The 18,614-nt window shown below is 62.8% G+C and carries 12 protein-coding genes and 1 riboswitch; of the genes, 3 read left to right on the top strand and 9 right to left on the bottom strand.

The window, feature by feature from the left end:
• Window positions 1-4 precede the first annotated feature (4 nt).
• The gene (locus FRC96_RS06800; protein WP_146973753.1) at window positions 5-925 is read right to left on the bottom strand and encodes an SDR family oxidoreductase; all 921 of its coding nucleotides are present in this window, start codon (window positions 923-925) and stop codon (window positions 5-7) included.
• Window positions 926-1,396: 471 nt separating this feature from the next.
• On the bottom strand, window positions 1,397-1,750 hold the full coding sequence (locus FRC96_RS06795; RefSeq protein WP_146973752.1) for a hypothetical protein: 354 nt from the start codon (window positions 1,748-1,750) through the stop codon (window positions 1,397-1,399).
• A 566-nt stretch (window positions 1,751-2,316) separates the two neighbouring features.
• Between FRC96_RS06795 and FRC96_RS06790 the strand changes: the two genes are divergently transcribed.
• The 3 genes from FRC96_RS06790 (at window position 2,317) to FRC96_RS06780 (ending at window position 7,496) form a co-directional block, all read left to right on the top strand.
• Entirely contained in the window at window positions 2,317-4,542 is a 2,226-nt protein-coding gene (locus tag FRC96_RS06790; protein ID WP_146973751.1) for a S9 family peptidase, read from the top strand.
• 590 nt (window positions 4,543-5,132) lie between these two features.
• On the top strand, window positions 5,133-6,155 hold the full coding sequence (locus tag FRC96_RS06785; protein ID WP_146973750.1) for a hypothetical protein: 1,023 nt from the start codon (window positions 5,133-5,135) through the stop codon (window positions 6,153-6,155).
• A gap of 93 nt (window positions 6,156-6,248) precedes the next feature.
• Window positions 6,249-7,496: a hypothetical protein gene (locus tag FRC96_RS06780; RefSeq protein WP_146973749.1), complete on the top strand. Its 1,248-nt coding sequence runs from the start codon at window positions 6,249-6,251 to the stop codon at window positions 7,494-7,496.
• A 329-nt stretch (window positions 7,497-7,825) separates the two neighbouring features.
• Here FRC96_RS06780 and FRC96_RS06775 read toward each other — a convergent pair whose 3' ends face one another.
• From FRC96_RS06775 to FRC96_RS06745, 7 genes are all read right to left on the bottom strand, one after another.
• Entirely contained in the window at window positions 7,826-8,128 is a 303-nt protein-coding gene (locus tag FRC96_RS06775) for a DUF3817 domain-containing protein (RefSeq protein WP_146973748.1), read from the bottom strand.
• 55 nt (window positions 8,129-8,183) lie between these two features.
• Window positions 8,184-8,543, bottom strand: coding sequence for a hypothetical protein (locus FRC96_RS06770; RefSeq protein ID WP_146973747.1), 360 nt, complete (start codon window positions 8,541-8,543; stop codon window positions 8,184-8,186).
• Between the two features lie 248 nt (window positions 8,544-8,791).
• The gene (locus FRC96_RS06765) at window positions 8,792-9,745 is read right to left on the bottom strand and encodes a hypothetical protein (RefSeq protein ID WP_146973746.1); all 954 of its coding nucleotides are present in this window, start codon (window positions 9,743-9,745) and stop codon (window positions 8,792-8,794) included.
• Between the two features lie 126 nt (window positions 9,746-9,871).
• Window positions 9,872-11,083: an MFS transporter gene (locus tag FRC96_RS06760; protein ID WP_146973745.1), complete on the bottom strand. Its 1,212-nt coding sequence runs from the start codon at window positions 11,081-11,083 to the stop codon at window positions 9,872-9,874.
• Window positions 11,084-11,339: 256 nt separating this feature from the next.
• Window positions 11,340-12,674 (bottom strand): aspartate aminotransferase family protein, encoded by a 1,335-nt coding sequence (locus FRC96_RS06755; RefSeq protein ID WP_230469954.1) that lies wholly within the window; start codon window positions 12,672-12,674, stop codon window positions 11,340-11,342.
• 287 nt (window positions 12,675-12,961) lie between these two features.
• Window positions 12,962-13,189: riboswitch (cobalamin riboswitch) on the bottom strand.
• 583 nt (window positions 13,190-13,772) lie between these two features.
• Window positions 13,773-15,686, bottom strand: coding sequence for an MSCRAMM family protein (locus FRC96_RS06750; protein ID WP_146973743.1), 1,914 nt, complete (start codon window positions 15,684-15,686; stop codon window positions 13,773-13,775).
• A gap of 805 nt (window positions 15,687-16,491) precedes the next feature.
• The gene (locus FRC96_RS06745) at window positions 16,492-18,450 is read right to left on the bottom strand and encodes a carboxypeptidase-like regulatory domain-containing protein (protein WP_146973742.1); all 1,959 of its coding nucleotides are present in this window, start codon (window positions 18,448-18,450) and stop codon (window positions 16,492-16,494) included.
• Window positions 18,451-18,614 lie beyond the last annotated feature (164 nt).

Below are 18,614 nucleotides of genomic sequence, written 5' to 3'. Positions count from 1 at the left end.
CATCTTAAAGCCCCTCCACAATCCGTTCACTCTCATCCCACAGCCGCCGCGCAAGCTCCATATCTCGCCCGTAGCTGCTGCTCTTCGCCTCATTGCAGTCCGCAAAATACGCCCCCGAGGCGTCCACCTGCGGATGCACCGCCACGTAGCACTGCGTCGCCGCCCCCTGCTCCACATTCTTGAGCGTCAGCGACTCAAACATCCCGAAAAGCGACGTCAAGATCGGGTTCATATGCCGCGTCAGGTTGGTCTTGATCACCCCCGGATGCACCGAGTACGCCTGACGCTCACTCCCCTCAAACTGCCTGGCAAGCTCGCGCGCAAAGAGCAGATTCGCAAGCTTCGACTGCCCGTAAAAACGCCACGCGTCATACCCGTTGCGGCCATCGAGGTTATCAAATGCGATGCCCCCCTTCGGCGTATGCTGATGCCCCGCACTGCTCAACGCCACCACCCGCGCATCTTCACTCAGGCTATCTCGCAACCCCTGCGTTAAGATGAAATGCCCGATGTGGTTGGTCAGAAACTGCAACTCATAGCCGTGATGCACCTGCAACTCCGGCAACGCCATGATCCCGGCGTTGAGCATCAACACATCGATCGGCCGTCCCAGCGCTTTGACCGCCTCCACACACGCCCGCACCGACTCCGGCTCCGAGAGCTCACACGCCACCGCCGTGGTCTGCGCGCTCACCCCCAGCTCATCTGCCGTGGCCTGCGCCTTCCCCTCGGTCCGCGCCGCCGCGATGATATGCGCCCCCCGCGCCGCCAGCACCCGAAACGACTCCTTACCAATCCCGGAGTTGCACCCGGTGATCAGAATCGTCTTCCCGCCCAGGTCCAACCCCTCGGTCACCTCTTCAGCCGTCGATCCATAACCAAACCCGCTCGGCCCACGCCCCTTGATCGCGCTCAACAATGACATCGCCTCTCCCTTGCCTCAGTCTCGTCTCGTCCCGGCGACCTATGCGCCGGCCCCACTCTCACTTAGGCACACATGTCCATACAGCAACGCGCTTTACACGATTCAGCCCTCCCCCCGCAAGGCGCTCACCGACGCCAACGCCCGTCCTGCATCACCACAAACGCATGCCCATACCCCAAACGGGGCGTCGAGGGGGTCAAAACTGGCTCCACGTGCCTCTCGGCCCCCCGTCGAGGGGGTCAGAACTGGCACCCCGGGCCTCTCGCCCACCCGTCGAGGGGGTCAGAACTGGCTCCACGTGCCTCTCGCCAGCCCGTCGAGGGGGTCTAAACTGGCTCCACGTGCCTCTCGCCCACCCGTCGAGGGGGTCCCATCAAGCACGCGGCGTTTTCTTGCCAGGCGTCCTCCCTTCGCCGCCCCCCCCACGCCAGACATGGTTCGGGCACATCCCCCCCGGGTGCAACCAGCGAATCACCCTTCGTCAGGATCAAAATACCGGTACGCCGCCCATCCGATAGCCTCGGTAATCGAAAACGCGGTACCCGCGTTGATAGCGTTGCCCACACCCGGAATCCAACCCACCAGAAACTGGGATGCCGTACGCCCCACAATCCCGGCCGACAATGATGAAAGCACCGCCAGCGCCCCGGCCTTCTCCATTTTTTGACCATGGACATCCGCCAACGCCACGATCATGCCCACCTGAATCGGCGTAATGATCGCATTATCCGACCCTGGCAACTGTGCCATCCCCGCACCCACGGCTCCTGCCGCGCTTGCCGCCCCATGAATGATCAAATGTGCCTTCTCTCGCTTCGACGCCATGACGCTCTCCTGAGCCAGGGACCCGACGATCTCTGGAAGCCTACCTCCCAGACGATCCTCAGGTGTTCTTTCTCGACTATGGCGACCGAAAGCAAAAAAGACGAACCGGCGAATCATCGTTTTACGATCACCTAACGCACCCCCGGCAAACCCCGACGCCCCGCAACCTCAACACGCACGCCCCCCAACCCGAGCTCGTTCAGGGCGAGGCCTGACAAGGAGCCAGGACGAAGCTGTGGCAGCGCCACCGCGAGGACGCAGCGACGCAGTCAGCGTCGTCCTGAGTGAGCTCGGCACACACGAATCGACCCACATCGCAAACCCCGACGCCCCACAGCCACCCAACCTCACAACCTCACAACCACAACCCGCGAACCCCAACCGTCCATTACGAATCGACCCACATCGCAAACCCCGACGCCCCACAACCACACAACCACACAACCACCCAACCACAAAACGCACGCCCCCCAACCTTGTCCCCACCTCCCACCTCTCGCTAATCTCCCCGCTGCAACGCTGAGAACTCACGACGTCTTCGAATCGCCCCAACCCTCGAGCCCCCCATGCACCTTCACCGCCTCACATCGCTTAGCGCCGCCCTCACACTGGGCCTTGCCGCCTGCGCCTCACCCACCCCCTCCGCCGACTCCGCCCCCACCGAAGAGGCGACCTCACCCGCCATCGCGCCGCCCACCGCCCAACGCATCGAGAGCGTCACCGAGATTCACGGCCGCACGCTCGTCGACCCCTACGCCTGGCTGCGCGATCGCGACAACCCCGAGACCATCGCCTACCTGGAAGCCGAAAACGCCTACGCCGAAGCCGCCATGGCCCACACCGAGGAGCTTCAGGAGTCCATCTACCAGGAGATCCTCTCGCGCATCGATCAAACCGACCTCTCGGTGCCCGTGCGCCGCGGCGACTTTTTTTACTACTCCCGCACCGTCGAGGGGCAGGATTATCCCATCTATGCCCGCAAACGCGGCAGCCTCGACGCCGATGAGGAGGTCTTGCTCGACCTCAACGAGCTCGCCGAAGGTCACGACTACCTCGCCCTCGGCGCCTATGAGCTCAGCGACGATCACCGCCTGCTCGCCTACGCCCTCGACACCTCCGGCAACGAACGCTACGCCCTGCACGTGCTCGATATTGAGAGCGGCACCCACGTCGCAGGCCCCATCGAGAACACCTCATCGGTGGCCTGGGCCAACGACAACACCACCCTCTTCTACACCACCCTCGACAGCGCGCATCGCCCCGACAAGGTCTTCCGCATGCGCCTCGATGAGCCCGACGCCGACCACGAGCTCGTCTTCCACGAAGAAGACGAGGCCTTCTACGCCTACGTCGGCAAGACCCGCAGCGGCGACTTTTTGCAGCTCACCCTCTGGAGCAACGCCAGCGGCGAAGAACACATCCTCGACGCCAACACCCCCGAAGACGACTTCCGCGTGGTGGCCCCCCGCGCCCCCGGCATCGAGTACAGCGTCGCCCACCACGGCGACGATCTGCTCATCGTCACCAACGAAGACGCCATCAACTTCAAGCTGATGCGCACCCCCACCGACAACCTCTCAAAAGACGCCTGGCAAGAGGTCATCCCCCACCGCCCCGAAACCCTCCTTCGCGCCGTCCACACCTTCAAAGACTGGTGGATCTTTGAAGAGCGCCACGCCGGCTCCCCTCGCCTGCGCGCCCGCAACCTCGAAACCGGCGAGGAGCACACCATCGCCATGCCCGAGCAGACCTACTCGCTGCGCTTTAGTGAAAACCCCGAGTTTTTGGCCGACACCATCCGCTTTACCTACAGCTCACTCATCACCCCGCGCTCGGTCTTCGACTACACGCTGCCCACCCGGTCCCTCGATCTTCAAAAAGAGACCACCGTCCACCACTATGACCGCGACCTCTACGAGAGCAGCCGCATCTACGCCACCTCCCCCGATGGCGCGCAGGTCCCCATCTCCATCGTCCACAAAAAGGGCATTGCACTCGACGGCTCCCATCCCCTCTTTTTGCTGGGCTACGGGGCCTACGGCATGAACTACGATCCCTACTTCTCCGCCTCCCGCATCTCGCTCTTAGAGCGCGGCGTGATCTTCGCCATCGCGCACATCCGAGGCGGCGGCGAAATGGGCCGGCAGTGGTACCTCGACGGCAAACTCGCCAGCAAACAAAACACCTTCACCGACTTCATCGCCAGCGCCGAGCACCTGATTGAGACCGGCTACACATCCCCCGAGCGCCTGGCCATCAACGGTGGCTCCGCCGGCGGCCTGCTCATCGGCGCCGTCCTCAACCAGCGCCCCGACCTCTTCGAAGCCGCCGTCGCCGACGTTCCCTTCGTCGACGTCATCAACACCATGCTCGACGCCTCCCTCCCCCTGACCGTCGTCGAGTACACCGAGTGGGGAAACCCCAACACCCCCGAGGCCTTTGAGACCATCTTCGCCTACTCCCCCTACGACAACGTCACCGCCCAGGCCTACCCCCACCTGCTGGTCACCGCCGGCCTCAACGACCCCCGCGTCCACTACTGGGAACCCGCCAAATGGGTCGCCCGCCTGCGCCACACCCGCACCGACGACAACCTCACCCTGCTGCAAACCAATATGGGCGCCGGCCACGGCGGCGCCTCGGGCCGCTACGCTTACTTCCGCGAGACCGCCTTCACCTACGCCTTTGTCCTGGACCGCCTCGGCGCCTCAAACAACCCACTCGCCGCCCACCCCGACACAAGCACCGACAGCTCCGCGAGCGAAAGCGCCGAAGCCTCCAAAACCGATTAACACCATGACACATATCCCCCTGTAAACATTAAAAAAAGGCGACCCGAACGGGTCGCCTTTTTCATAATCTCCCCTATCCTAACCTCCCCTCAAACCCCGGCCGCCCACACGAATCCACCCACCCCGCAAAACTCGGCGCCCCACAACCACCCAACCCCTCAACCACCTAACCACAACACGCGAACCCTCAGCCGCCCACACGAATCGACCCACCCCGCAAAACGCGGCGTCCCACAACCACATAACCCCAACACGCGAACCCTCAGCCGCCCACACGAGCCGCCCCACACCGCGAACCCCCTTCAGAGTAAACCAATGTAAACCTCACCCAATCGAATTTGACACCACCGTCATCACCTCGCTAGCCTGACTTTATAATTCGCACTCTCCGCGTGGGGGAGGTGGATTCGGAAACCGTGCTAAGGGTAGCATGGTAACGGGATAACCATGTCTTTATGGAGACTCAATGATGTTCGATTCAAAACGCTTCACCGGCTTTTCGCTCGCCGCGACCCTTACCCTTTTCGGGGGGGGGGGCGTGTGGTGACACCAACGTAGAGCACCCGACACCGACCGAGGCTGTTGGCACCGTGGCTCAGGCCTCCGGCACCCAATGCCTCTTCACGACCGACTTTATCGACGCCGGCAACGCCAGCCTCTGGCAAGACACGGTAGCCAACCCCGGCTGGCGCTCCATCCAGGCGGCCAAAGAGCCCGGAGTGGACTTTAACATCCGCATCGACGCCGACGCCCTCAATAACGGCGTCATCCCCACCGCCCCTGGCCAGGGACATTATAAGTCCGAAGAAGACTACCTCGACACCCTCTCCACACTCCTGGGTGTGGACGTGCAGACCACCACCTTCTTCCTCAGCGTCGAAGGCTCCACCATCAAATCCGATGGTGATTACCTCCTCGACACCTCCACAGGCGTCTTCATTTACGACGCCCTCACCGACGAGAAGGGACGCATCTACATTGATGGCGTCGACATGACCGCCCAGTACATCAACCCCGATCGCTTTCACGACTACGATATCGACTACAGCAAGCTCAACAGCACCCAGCTCGCTCAGGTCAATACGCTCAACAGCCCGCCCATCACTGCCTTCAACCTCAACCCTCTCACCCAACTCGTTGACAGCGCCACGCTTTTCACCAGCTCCGGCGCCTGGCGCGCCGACCTCAACAAGTTCTACAGCCCCTTCTACGTAGGTTATCCGGACGCGGTCTACAACAGCGAAGCCTACGCCCAGATCAAAAACGTCACCAATTGCTACCAGTACAACGTGGCGCCCTGCACCTACGTAGTCGCTGGCACAACTCCCATCACCTGGGAGCGCTCCTGCTCCACGGCCGAGACCTTATCGCTTGAGATGAACGTCTTCGCCGCCACACAGACCCAGCCGCAAATCGCCTACCGAATCACGTCTGCCAACAACGCTCGTGCCCTTGACCTCTCCTTCGTGAAAGTGGCCAGCGCCAACACTCCCGCAAACAACACCGAGTCGTGCACCAAAGGCAATGCGTTGTTTGAATTCGGCACACCGAATGAGGAAGACAAAGATAACGTCAAAACCAACGGCGCCGCCTATGCGGACTGCCCCGGTTAACGCATTGACGCTATAAAATCACCGATACACCTCGGCTCGCCGCGAGCGCTAGCTGCCCGCGGCGAGCCTTCTAATCTTACCACCGAGAAGCCTATGCGCGCTCTGCCCCCAACGACGTTAGCCCTTGCATTTACTTTGCTGGCAATAAGCGCATGTGGCAGCACCCATGAAACGCCACCACCTATACGGGTTGATGAGCCGGACGTTGCACCTGACAGCCCGGACACAGGCAATTCACCGGATACAGAAGAAGAGTTCATCAAGCCCGTCGGCCCGGAGTTTTACCAGGAAGGTCTCGAAGAAATCTACGAGTGTGAGGACCCGACTTGCAACGACGCACTCCAGCACAGTGCTCAAAGCTCCCGCCCACACATCGCCACCGTTCCTTTTAATCGTGAGATGATGCTCTATGAAGGTGAGTATGTCGTGATCGACAGCGCCACCGTCCAGAGTGATCGTTATTTCTGGCTTCCCGGCGAGTTTCAGGTCGTCGCCCTTCATGAAGGGCGACCGTTACCCATTCGATACATCGAAGTTGAAGGCCCTTCCTTTCCCTCGATGGAGGAAATCGAATCCTGGCCTGAGAGCGACTACTCAACCGTCCAAACCATCTATCGCGAACCCTATACGTACTTCAACTCTACGTTCGTGATCCCACCCTGGGCCTTTCCAGAGAAAGGCACGTACAATGTTCAACTTCTCGTCTTACCTGTCTGGCAACCCGCTGAAGACCAACGCTTTTTTTTCGAGGGGGGAGCGGCGTATCATCGAACCTATACAATCTATTATGGAAGTTACTTCTTTTATCCTCATGCCGAAGTCGAGGATCGTCAGAACGAAGCTGTTGTCTGGGAAAACACCGCAGCCGGTGGCTACGTGGGCGAACTCGACTATGCCTTTCTCGCCCCGCCCACCGACATCTTTGACTGGACTCAGTGGTCGTGGATGAATCCGATCCCCGCCGGCCATCTCACGCGCGCCTTCGACAGCCCCCGGCGCGAAGTCATGTTCGACTTTTTCACCATTAATGGCGAAATTATGGACACCTATACAACCGGTCAGAACCTCTATTACGTGCTGCGCAATGAAGAAGTGATCGACATGTTTCTGCTCGAGCCCCCCTCCATGCCTCCCCTTGTCGACGGGTGGGTCATCTACGATTGGGAGCGTGACCGTGGCTTTCGCCTCCCTCTCACCGTCGAGCTGACAGAAGAGTACGCCTCTTACAAGGTTGTCGTTGTCCCAGACCCTTTTAAGCGACAAGCCCGTCTGCACACCGCAAAAGGTCAAATCCCGGTTGTCTCCAACGCGCTGCTTATGCGCTACGCCCCCGAAGAGTAAACATCCCTTTTGTCGCACATACAGAATCGCGCCCATCCTGTGTTTCACCCGCAGTTATGCTGACCGATGTCCATCTCTCGGTCAGCTCGGCCGGGCGGCCCAACCACCCCTCAAACCCCAACCGCCCACACGAATCGCCCCACCCCGTAAAACTCCGCGCCCCACAACCACAACCAGATAACCCCAACACGCGAACCCCCAACCGCCCACACGAATCGACCCACGTCGCAACACTCGGCGTCCCGCAACCACATAACCACATAACCCCAACACGCGCCCTTCCGCCCCTCCGCACAAACCGTCCCTCACCGCGAACCCCGGCGCCCCCCTCAACCCACCGCCTCCTCCCCACGCTCCGCCGCCCCCGACGAGAGATCCACCACAAAAGGCGCAAAGGGAATCACCGACGCCGCCAGCGCTCCTGCGGTCTTCTCCAGCGTCCACTTCGTGCGAAACGCCTCCACGAGCACCCACGCCACAAAGATCATGAACAACACCCCGTGGGCCATCCCCACCACACGCACCATCTGGGGCTGATCCCACACATACTTCATGGGCATCGCCACAAAGAGCAGCACCACCATCGAGAGCCCTTCGATGAGCCCGAATGTTTTGAGCGAAACTAGCTTCATGTCTTGCCTCACTGCCTGTTAAGACCGCGGCCTCAGATCACCCGCTTAAACCTGCTCAGAAGGGCCGAAACACCATCAGCCCCACGCATCCCACCAGCGCCAGCGCGCTGACAAGTGCCAGCGCCGCGCTCCGTCTGCCCTCGGCCGCTGCTGACCACATCACGGCGTTCATCACCGCCGTCATCAGCAAGAATGTCACGACGATCCAGCCGCTGAAGAGCGCGTGGTTGTAAAAACCCACCATCACCATCCCGCCACCCCAGGTCGCCATATAGCCGGGGGCGGCCACCACATAGGCCGCCCGCTGGCGCAGGCGCTCCCCCTCGCCAAGAAAGGTCAGCGCCGCGCCGGCCGCAAAGAGCATCAGCCCCGCGTATTTGGCCAGCTTTAACACCGGCAACATCTCACCGCTCATCGTCTGCCTCGTGCGTCGATTAACCTGCTTGCGCCGCGACCCTCGCGTCGCATTGCGCGATACCTTCGCAGAAATTGCGCCGGGTGCAAGGTGGCAAGCTGTCGCAAGGATCACGTCGGAAGTTCATGCCGCCCGTACAGAGCACTCCTTTGCGCCCCGACATCAAAAAAGGGCGGCCCCTCAACGGGCCGCCCTTCTTCACATCACCCTTCAGACCTCCAAACCGCGTGGAGATCGAGAGAGGCGTCTTAAAGCGCGTCGGCCTCACAGCCGCCGATGTCGTCGCACACCAGCGTGATGCCGCACTCCCGGGTGGCATCATCGCAGTCTTCGCGCGAGGTGTAGCCCGCCGGGCAGATGTCGTAATCGGTGGTGCAGTCCACCACCGGGCCGCGGCAGAAGACGTTGACGTCCGGGCAGATCTCGACGGTGAAGCACATCCGGTCGCTGTCCGGCCCCAGATCGACGGTGCAATCTTCTCCGGCGACCGCCTCCAGACCGTCCGGGCAGGTGTAGCCGGCCGGATCGCAGGGGTCGGTGACCTCGGGGGCGCACAGGATCGTGTCGCCGCACATCGTCACCTCGCGGCACTCATCGAGACCATCGCAGCTGTCGACCTCAACCTCGCCAGCGTCGCAGACCGGCTCGGCGTCGCAGGTATCGACCTCGGGCGCGCAGCCGTAGGTTTCACCGCAAGCGCTCAACTCAATGCACCCGTCGATCCCCTCGCAGCTCTCCACTTTGGTGAGCGTCTCACCGCAGCCGGCAAGATCCGCATCACAGGTGGCGTCCTGCGGCACGCAGAGCACCTGTTCGCCGCAGGCTTCCACCGCGTCGCAGTCTTCGGCCGCGTAACCGTTGCAACTCTCCACTTCGGCTTCTTCCGCACCGCAGACGGGCACCTCGGTGCAGCTGCCTTCTTCGGCGCAGAGGATCGTCGTGCCGCAGAGCGTGACTTCGTCGCAGGGCTCCAAGCCTTCGCAGCTGTCGACCTCTTCAAACCCTTCTTCGCAGGAGGGCAGCGCCAGGCAGACGTCTTGCTCATCGACATCGCCAGCGTCGGAGGCATCTTCATCAGGCAACACATCCTCCTGCCCCACATCGGCCGGATCATCGACGTTGGGGTCCGAGCTACAGCCGGCGATCAACCCGCTGGTCAGGAGCACCATCACGCTCAAACGCATCGTCTTCATCCAGTTCATCGCATCTCCCTTATGGAAACATCTCGTCTAGCAGGTCCACACCCCCTCCGGGGCAGCATGGCCCCTTTGTGGCAAAGCTTCCGACGCCAGACAAACGCAGCGCGCTCTGCCAGTAAGGCCGCGAACTTAGGGACGCCGTCGCCAGAAAGGCCGCCCTCCCACCACCGGGCGATAGGGTTTCTGCTGCCCGGCGCCCACCCCCTCGCGCCGGGTGGTGCGGTAGAGGGCAAAGAAACCAATCGCAGCCTGAATCACCGCCACGCCCACATAAAAGCCCCCCGGTCCCATCGTATCCATCAGCGCGGCCACCCCCACCGGCCCCGCCGTCGCCCCCACCCCGAAGACCAGCACCAGCGTGCTACTCGCCGCCACACGCTGACCCGGGCGCAGGTGATCGTTGGCGTGCGCCATTCCCAGCGCGTAGACCGGCATCGAGAAGCCGCCGACCAGAAAGATCAGCCCCAGGGTCAGCGCCGCGCTGCGCCCCATCATGACCCAGGCAATGAGCGCCACGGCCACACTCAGCGCGCTGGTGAGCACGATGACCGCGCGCCGCGGCAGGCGGTCGCTGAGCCTCCCGATGGGAAACTGCAACATCGCCGCGCCCGCGATCAACATCGCCATAAAGATGGAGATCTCACCGACCGAGAGACCGACCTCCTCCCCGAATACCGCGCCCATCCCCAGCAACGCGCCGGTGGAGAGTCCGGCCCCCGCGCACGCCATCACCCCCAGCGGCGAGAGCTTCCAGAGGGCGCGCGGGCTCAGGCGCTCCTGGTCTTCGGTGGGCTGGGGCGCGCTGGTGGTCAATGAGATCGGCACCAGCGCCAGCGAGATCAGCACCGAGGTCAGCACAAAGAGCACGAGCTCCGCCGGCGACCCCACGTTGAGCAGAAGTTGCCCCCCGCTCAACCCCACGTACTGCACCACCATATAAAGCGAGAGAAGTTGGCCCCGGGTGCGGTTATCCGCCCGATCGTTGAGCCAGCTCTCGGCCACCACATAGACGCCCGCATAACAGAAGCCGGTCACCAGACGCATCAGCCCCCAGAACCACGGCTCAAGAATGAGCCCGTGCAGCAGGATCGCCGCCGAGGCCATCGACGACCACGCCGCAAAGACGCGGATATGCCCCACATTTTTGACGATCTTCGGCGTGAGCGTGGAGCCCGCCAGAAAGCCCACATAAAAGGCCGACATGATCGCGCCGGTCGCCCCGGTGCTAAAGCCCTCGATCGAGGCACGAAGCCCCAGAAGGCTCGTCTGCAGGCCGTTTCCCAGCATGATCAGCGCGATCCCCACCAGGAGCGCCCAGGAATGTCGAAGCGCGCTTTTCACCCTGCACCTCAGCCTCAATGGGTACGATGTGACATCGCGCAGCGCGCGACCTGCCGCGCTCTACTCGAATCACTCGCGCCGAGCAAGCGTGGCTACGCGACCTTTCATTCGGGTGCCAGGCGCGCTGCCTCAACGGGCGCGCTGCCTCAACGAGCTGCGCAAAGACGCCGCCGCTCACAGTCCCCTCTGACCGGACGGATGTTGAGGAGGACCGATCGGCGCCCCCGGCTTTGCACCGGGGGCGCCCACCGTGCTCTCAACTCAGGTCTTGCAGCAGACGTTCCAGCATCGCTCCCAGGGTCGCGATGTCTTCTTCACTGACGTTGAGGTGAGGACGCAGACGAACGGTATCGGCCCCGGCACCCAGGAGCAGGAGGTTCTCACGGTCGCGGGCACGACGAATCAACATCTGCTTGAGCCCGGGGGTCCGCATCGAGAAGCCCTGGTAGAGGCCATAGCCCCGCACGTTGTACATCAGCTCTGGGAAGCGATCGGCCAGCCCCTGGAGCATCTCCACCAGCGACGCGCCCAGCGCCGGGACCTTCTCGATGAGCCCCTCACGCTGCACGATGGCGTACTCCTGAACAAAACGCACCATATCCGCCAGCGTCCCCCCCCAGGTGGAGTCGAGCACCCCGAGGTCATCCATGCGGTTGAGCATGTAGACCACCCCGTTGCCCAGCTTCTTACCGCTGGCCACGGCCTGCGGGGGGTGGGGCAAATCAAAAGCATCAATGGTGAAAAAGGTCCCGGTGGCCCCGCCGGCGGTCTGAACCTCATCAAACGCCAGAGGAATCTGACGGGCATGGCAGAGCGCAGAGAGTCTCTGAAAGAACGAGCGCGGAGCCACACGATGACCACCGGCCCCCTGAATAGGCTCGACGATCACGGCGACGATCTCATCACAGTAGTGCTCAAAGAGGTTCTCCAGAATCGTCAGACAGCGCTCAACTCGCTCCTGGTTCTGTGCCGGCGTCTCACTGGTGTCGATGGCCGGGAAGGGCACCTGCAGGTTCCCTGGAACCAGCCCCTGAAAGTCTTTGGTCATCACCGGATCATGAGAGACCCGCGTGACATTGAGGGCAAACACAGTGCGGCCGTGGAAGGCCTGATCAAAGTACACAAAACGCCGAGCGCGAGGCGTTTTGCCCTCCGAAAGCAGACGCTGATGATGAAGGTTGATGAGGTACTTCATCATATTCTCGACGGCCTCCGCACCGGAGTTCACCGCGTAGACTTCCAGCCCCGGATTCTGCATACAGCGTGGACCAAGCTGATGCAGGGTGCGGTAGTACGCCAGACACTCGGGGGTGAGAAAATCCGGGTTGGCGATTTTATTGTTCGCAGCCACGACCAGGCGCCGCGTGTACTCCGCTTCATAGAGGCCGGGGTGGTTATGAGCGATGAGCTTGGCACCGTAGTATCCGGCCCAGTCAAAGAGGCGTTTCCCCTCCAGCGTCGCCAGATACATGCCCTCCGAGCGGGCCAGATCCACGACAAAAGGATGAGGCTCAGCAAGGACGTAGGTGTTGAGTTCGCGCAGAAGCGCGGCGCTGCCCGGGGACGAGGCGGGCGCGGTGAGTTCGGACATCATAGACCTCCACAGGCGTCACTACAGTCGGTGAACTCGCTGCTTACGAGACGCAGTCCCGATATCGACACTCGGGACCGCCGGCCCTTGAAGCGGGCCAGCACAGGGGCGCAGGTCGCGATGAAGATGGAGCAACTGGCCTGCGATCGGTGCAATCCCGGCGGCGAGAGAAACGAGCGAAGAAGAACGCGCCAGAAACAGGGAGGGGGTCCGCACAAAGAGGCGCTCTGAGGTGGACCGGAAGCGCTCCCACGGCGCGACCAGGTCAAACCGATCCGGGATGTCTCTCCCTGAATCGGATGCTGGCAGGTCTTCGGGCTTTTGAGCGATTCGCCCGCCTCACGGGGGCGTGTGCCTACTGTCCACCGCTTCCCGGCCCCGCGAGGACCAGTGCGTCCGATGTGGAGGTCGTTCTCAAGTACCGCTGCGGGGCAGCTCCGGCCTTGAACCGGATTCCCTGTTAGCCCGCCAAACACACAACACATATCGTTGTTGGCGAACCTCGTCCCTCAGTGAACCTGCATCAGGTCTCCGAGAGAGCACCAGCATGGCCGGGACGTTAGGCGCTGACTTCAGCGAGTGTCAACGCGATTTGCCGAAGGACAGCGGAGGGCATCTGCGGGTGTACGCCGCCCTCCGGAGCCCCGCTGACAAAACCTGTAGTGATCACTAACCTCGTCGCGCCCCGGAGATCGCCGGCGCGATTGCCAACAACCTTCAGAACACTTCCGACGACACGAATGCAGGTGCAGACGACTCTCAGACCACTCCCGAAACGACAAACGCACCTGAAAGTTGCCTTCGGAACACTCCCGAAACGACAAACGCACCTGAAAGTTGCCTTCGGAACACTCCCGAAACGACAAACGCACCTGAAAGTTGCTTTCGGAACACTTCTGAAGACGCAGGCACCAACGCAAAACGCGTTCGGAAGTACTTTCAAGCCAAAAGAAAAGGGGCTGCAGATGGTCTTTGAGGATGCGCACCATCAAAAAACCCCGACCGCCAAGAGCGATCGGGGGCAACACGCGGCAGCACTAGCGCGTACCACGCTGAAGTTCAGGGGAGGAGCACCGCAGCGCTCCTCCCCCACCTCACTCACTCCGAGAGGCACTGCTCATCGAGCGGCGAAGGATGCGTCTGCTGGCAACGCCCCGAGTCGATGGAGCCGGGAATTTCCTCGAGATGCACCGGCATGATGCGGTCCTGGTTCAGACACTGCGCCCCCAGCCCGCTATGGCAGGAACCCACGCTGACGTAGACCATGCCCGCCAGGCTCATCGGCACATTCAGCGCCCAGTTGCCCATCGCGTCGGTCACTGTATGCGCGACCACCGGCCCCCAGGTGAAGGGATCGTCCATGCCCGGATCACAGCTTCGCGCCGGGTAGCTCGAATACACATACACCGGCACGCCGGGCGCAGGCGTTGTCCACCCGTTGAGCGACACCGAGCTCTGCAGGCACGCCGTCTCACCCGAGCCCAGCACAAGCGCATCGGCTTCGGCACACCCCTCCTCGCCACATTCGGCCGCCGCAGCGCCCACCGTGCTCGCCACGCCGGACGCCACCTGCCCCTGACCGTCGAGCGCGCTCAGCTCCAGCTCCGCATCGAGCGGAACCTCGATGCAGTAGCCGCCCTCGCTGTCGCTGACCGCCGAGAAGAACTGCGCGCCCACCGCGCCATCGTAGACCGCGTACACCGTGGCGCCTTCGACCGGCGCATCCTCACCGTCGAGCACCTCACCGCTGAGGCAGGTTCCACGATCGAGTAGCTCCACGGTGACCTCAACGCACTCGCCCTCACCCTCGCCAGAGCAACTCGCGGGAACATCGCTGCCACTCACCGTCACCGGTCCATCGGCCTGGTAGAGGTAGTCGGCGTGGTAGGCGCCCACATTCAGCGTGCCGTCGAGCAGGAAGTCCATGCAGGCCTGGCCATCGGCATCGGTGAGACCCGAGCCGACCAGCGCCCCCTCAAAGTCCAGGCCATCGCCCTGCACCGTCGCCCCGGGGATAGGCTCACCGGAGTTCGCGTCGACGACCGTGATGTTGACGCAGTTGCGCAGAGAGACGGGCTTGTCGGCGTTCCACCAGCTGAAGTGCGAGGCATCGCACTCCGCCAGAAGTCGGCTCCCCGCCTCAGTCACAGCGCACTCGCCCTCCTGCACCCAGCGGGCCTGCGAGAGGTCAAAATGCCAGAACTCGATGGCGTCGCCGGCCTCATAGGCCTCCAGCGCCTCGGGAATCGCAAACTCCACACGCGCCAGCTGACCCTCGGCCAGCTGCAGCTTCTCGCCACCCTGCCAGAAGGAGATGTCCGCCATCATCACGCTCAGAATCGGCGTCTCTTCCCCGCCGCCTTCCGGAAGCCCGATGAGCGGCCCCGGCATAAAGCGCGCGTCCTCGGTGGTCGGGTCGAGCGAGGCGATCGTCGCCTCCACCTCCCCACTCACCGGGTTGCCCGCGCCATCGACCAGGCTGTTGGCCGGAAGGCGCACCCGCACGCGCCCCCGCGAGATGACGGCCTCGGCATCATGGTTGAAGACCTGCACAGGCCCGAGCGGCAGCAGGCGCAGGATCGCATGCGCCTCAGCCCCCTCCTCGGCCTCTTGAACGGGGTAGTCGAGACTCGAGGGCGCATACCCCTCGGCCTCCACCTGCGCCAGGAAGCGCAGCGCGTCTTCCGGCGCGCTGAGCACAACTTCACCGGCCACATCGCTGAGGAGCACCTCCTCGCCATAGCGCACCTCGGCCCCCTCCACCGGAAGCCCCGCCTTGTTGAGGATCTTCACCCGCAGCGGCATCGCCGCCTGCTCGATCGGGTCTTCGGCGTCGGCGTCCGGAGCTTCGGCGTCCTCGTCGCCGGCGTCCTCCTCACCGGCGTCCGGATCGGCGTCGGCGTCCTGGTCATCTTCGATCTGCGGATCCTCCGGCGTATCGGAGCACCCCAGAGGTCCGGTCGCCACCAGGCCACCGGCAAGCAACATCATCACCAGCCGTCTCATCATCATCGCGTGCATCATCATCCTCATTCTCAAGTCTGGGAGTCGAGCGCCCTGCATCATCGCTCCGGCCCGCTCCACGTTTGCGAAACGTCGATGCCCTCTTACGTTTGCACAGTCGATGCCAGCGCCCTTCTCGACCGACAGAAACCCGCGATCCGCCGCGAAACAAGCGGTCTTTGCGACGATTGAATACACACACGTTTCGCCTCGTCTCTTCTCTCCCCCTGACGATCGGAGTACGGGTTTTCCGATCGAAGCTGACCTTGCGGTCAATACACCCCGCTGCTCTACTCCACCTTGACTCCATAACGACTTCGACACCGCATAATCACACGACTTCGTCTATCTCTCGGTCGGCGCTTACGATCGGCGCTTACCCGCATAATCACACGACTTCGTCTATCTCTCGACTTCGTCTATCTCTCGGTCGGTTCATGGCGATGATGTGGACTGCCTGACGCGAGCCCCCCAACCCGCACGCACTCAGGGCCGGCGATGGCAAGGAGGCCGGCGGTGAAGCGGTAGCAGCGCTACCGCGAACCCCGGTCGACGCCGCAAGCGTCGTCCTGAGGCGGGCGGCACGCTCGGTCGGCGCTTACCCGCATAATCACACGACTTCGTCTATCTCTCGGTCGGCGCTTACGATCGGCGCTTACCCGCATAATCACACGACTTCGTCTATCTCTCGGTCGGTAAAAGACGGCTTCGCAAAGTCCCCAAAACCACGAAAAGCCCCCGATCGCTCGGGGGCTTTTCGTGGTCCGTCGAAACGCGCAACAGTATCAGCGCCGCGTTTCAGTCGGGTCGCGGCTTACTCGTCAAAGCACATCGGCGCGATCGAGAATTCTCCGAGCTCCTGGCAGCCACCTTCGGCAACCGTCGTCTCAATGCCTTCGACATCGAAGAGGATATTGCCCCCTGGCGAGTAGCCAAAGCCCAGACATTCCTGCCCGTAGGTGGAGTGGCACTCGCCGATGCTCACCGTGATCTGCTGGGAGACGCCAAGCGGCATATCGAGCGCAAAACCGCCGCTGCCGTCGGTCACGCCCTGAGCCAGAATCTGACCCCATGTCTCGGGACCTTCACCCGGCTGGCAGCTCCGCTGCACCTCACCGGCGAAGATGTAGACCGGCAGACCGGCACGCGGGATCTCACCATCGATCGTGTAGCTCTGCGCCAGGCCGCTCACGCAGGTCATCGGCTCGTTCTCCAGAATCAGGTCATCGGCCTCAAGGCAGCCATCGCCGCCGCAGGTGGCCTCCACAAGCGAGGCCGAATCGAAGCTCACGCTTCCCTGCGCCACCGCGCCCTCAAACACCGAGGAGAGTTGCAGATCTTCCACAAGCGGCATCTTCAGGCAATACGCACCATCCGACCCCGAGGTGGTCATCACCGACCCGGGACCCGAGGCCGTCTCAAACACCCCGTAGATGGGCGCCCCTTCGACCGGCTGCTCATCTTCATCGATGAGCGAACCGTTAAGGCACGCCGTCTCACTGCTCAGCTCAATGGTGATCTGCAGGCACTCGCCGCCCTCATCGCTGTTGCAGCTGGCGGCCTCATCGGTTCCCACGACCGTCAGGGGCCCATCGGCCTGCGAGTAGTAATACGCGTGGAAGGTGCTCAGCTCCAGGGTGCCTTCGCGCATGAAGTCCAGGCAGGTCAGACCATCGGCGTCGGTGGCGCCAAAGGACATGGCAACCCCCTGAAAGTCCACGCCCTCACCGGTCACCGAGACCCCGGGCACCGGCTCGCCGGTCTGGGAGTCAATGACGGTGACTTCCACGCAGTTGCGCGTGTCAAAAGGCTTGTCGACATTCCACCAGCTGAAGTGGCTGGTCTCCCCACAGAAGACCTCACCTGCAGTCTCACCGTCGGCCGCGGCTACGACCTCGCATTCGCCCTCTTCGATCCAGCGGGCCCGCTCCAGATCGAAGCTCCAGTAGGGAATCAGGTCGCCCTGGGCATAGCCCGAGAGCGCCGGCGCCAGCGGGTAGGTCACCTGCGCCTGCACCCCTTCGGCCAGCTGCAACTTCTCGCCATCCTGCCAGAAGGAGATGTCGGCCATATACACGCTGAGAAGTTCAACCTCATCGCCGGCCTCCTCCACCCCGCGAAGCGGCCCGGGCATCATCCGAAGGTCGCCGCTGGTCGGGTCGATGCCCGCCACCGTCACCTGCGCCTGTCCCGTAACCGGGCTGCCCTCGCCATCGACAAAAGCGTTGGCCGGAAGACGGATCTTCAGCCCGCCGATATCCAGGTTAGCCTCCGCCTCGGCATCGAAACTCAGCGGCTCACCGAGCTCCAGAAGACGCACCAGCGCGCTCATCGTCTGCCCCTCGGCCGCTTCCACCACCGGGCGCTCCGCGCTGGAGGGCGCATAGCCCTCGGCCTCCACCTGCACGATCATCGACTCAGCCCCGTCGGCCGGCGAGATCTCGACGCGCCCCGCGCTGTCGGTGAGGTGCTCGTCGCCCTCGTAGGTGACCCGCGCGCCCTCCACCGGCAGGCCGGCCTCATCGAGCACCTGCACCCTGAGCGGCAACGCCGAGGTCTCAATCGGATCGCCGCCATCGGCGTCCGGCTCAACATCGGGGCCCACATCCTCCTCTGCGTCGGGCTCCACGTCTTCGTCACCACCGTCGATCTCCCCGATATCGGGCTCAGGGTGAATGGTGGTCTCTTCGCTGGGGCAACCCAGCGCACCGCCGAGCGCGAGCGCCCCCACCAGCATCGCCAGGCTCATTTTTGTACTCAACATCTTCATCATCTCATCCTCCATATCAATTCATTGATGGGGCCAGGCGTCGCGACATCAGGGTGCGTCACGTCGCCCTCAGGGTGGCCCCGGGGCCAGTTGTGGTCTGCAGGTCCGACAACTTGCAGCATCGATGCCAGCCTGCGCCGGCAGGCCCCATTTTTTGACGCAACGCG

The organism is Lujinxingia vulgaris (assembly GCF_007997005.1).
Classification (GTDB): domain Bacteria; phylum Myxococcota_A; class Bradymonadia; order Bradymonadales; family Bradymonadaceae; genus Lujinxingia.
This window is presented reverse-complemented; position numbering and strand designations above follow the sequence as displayed.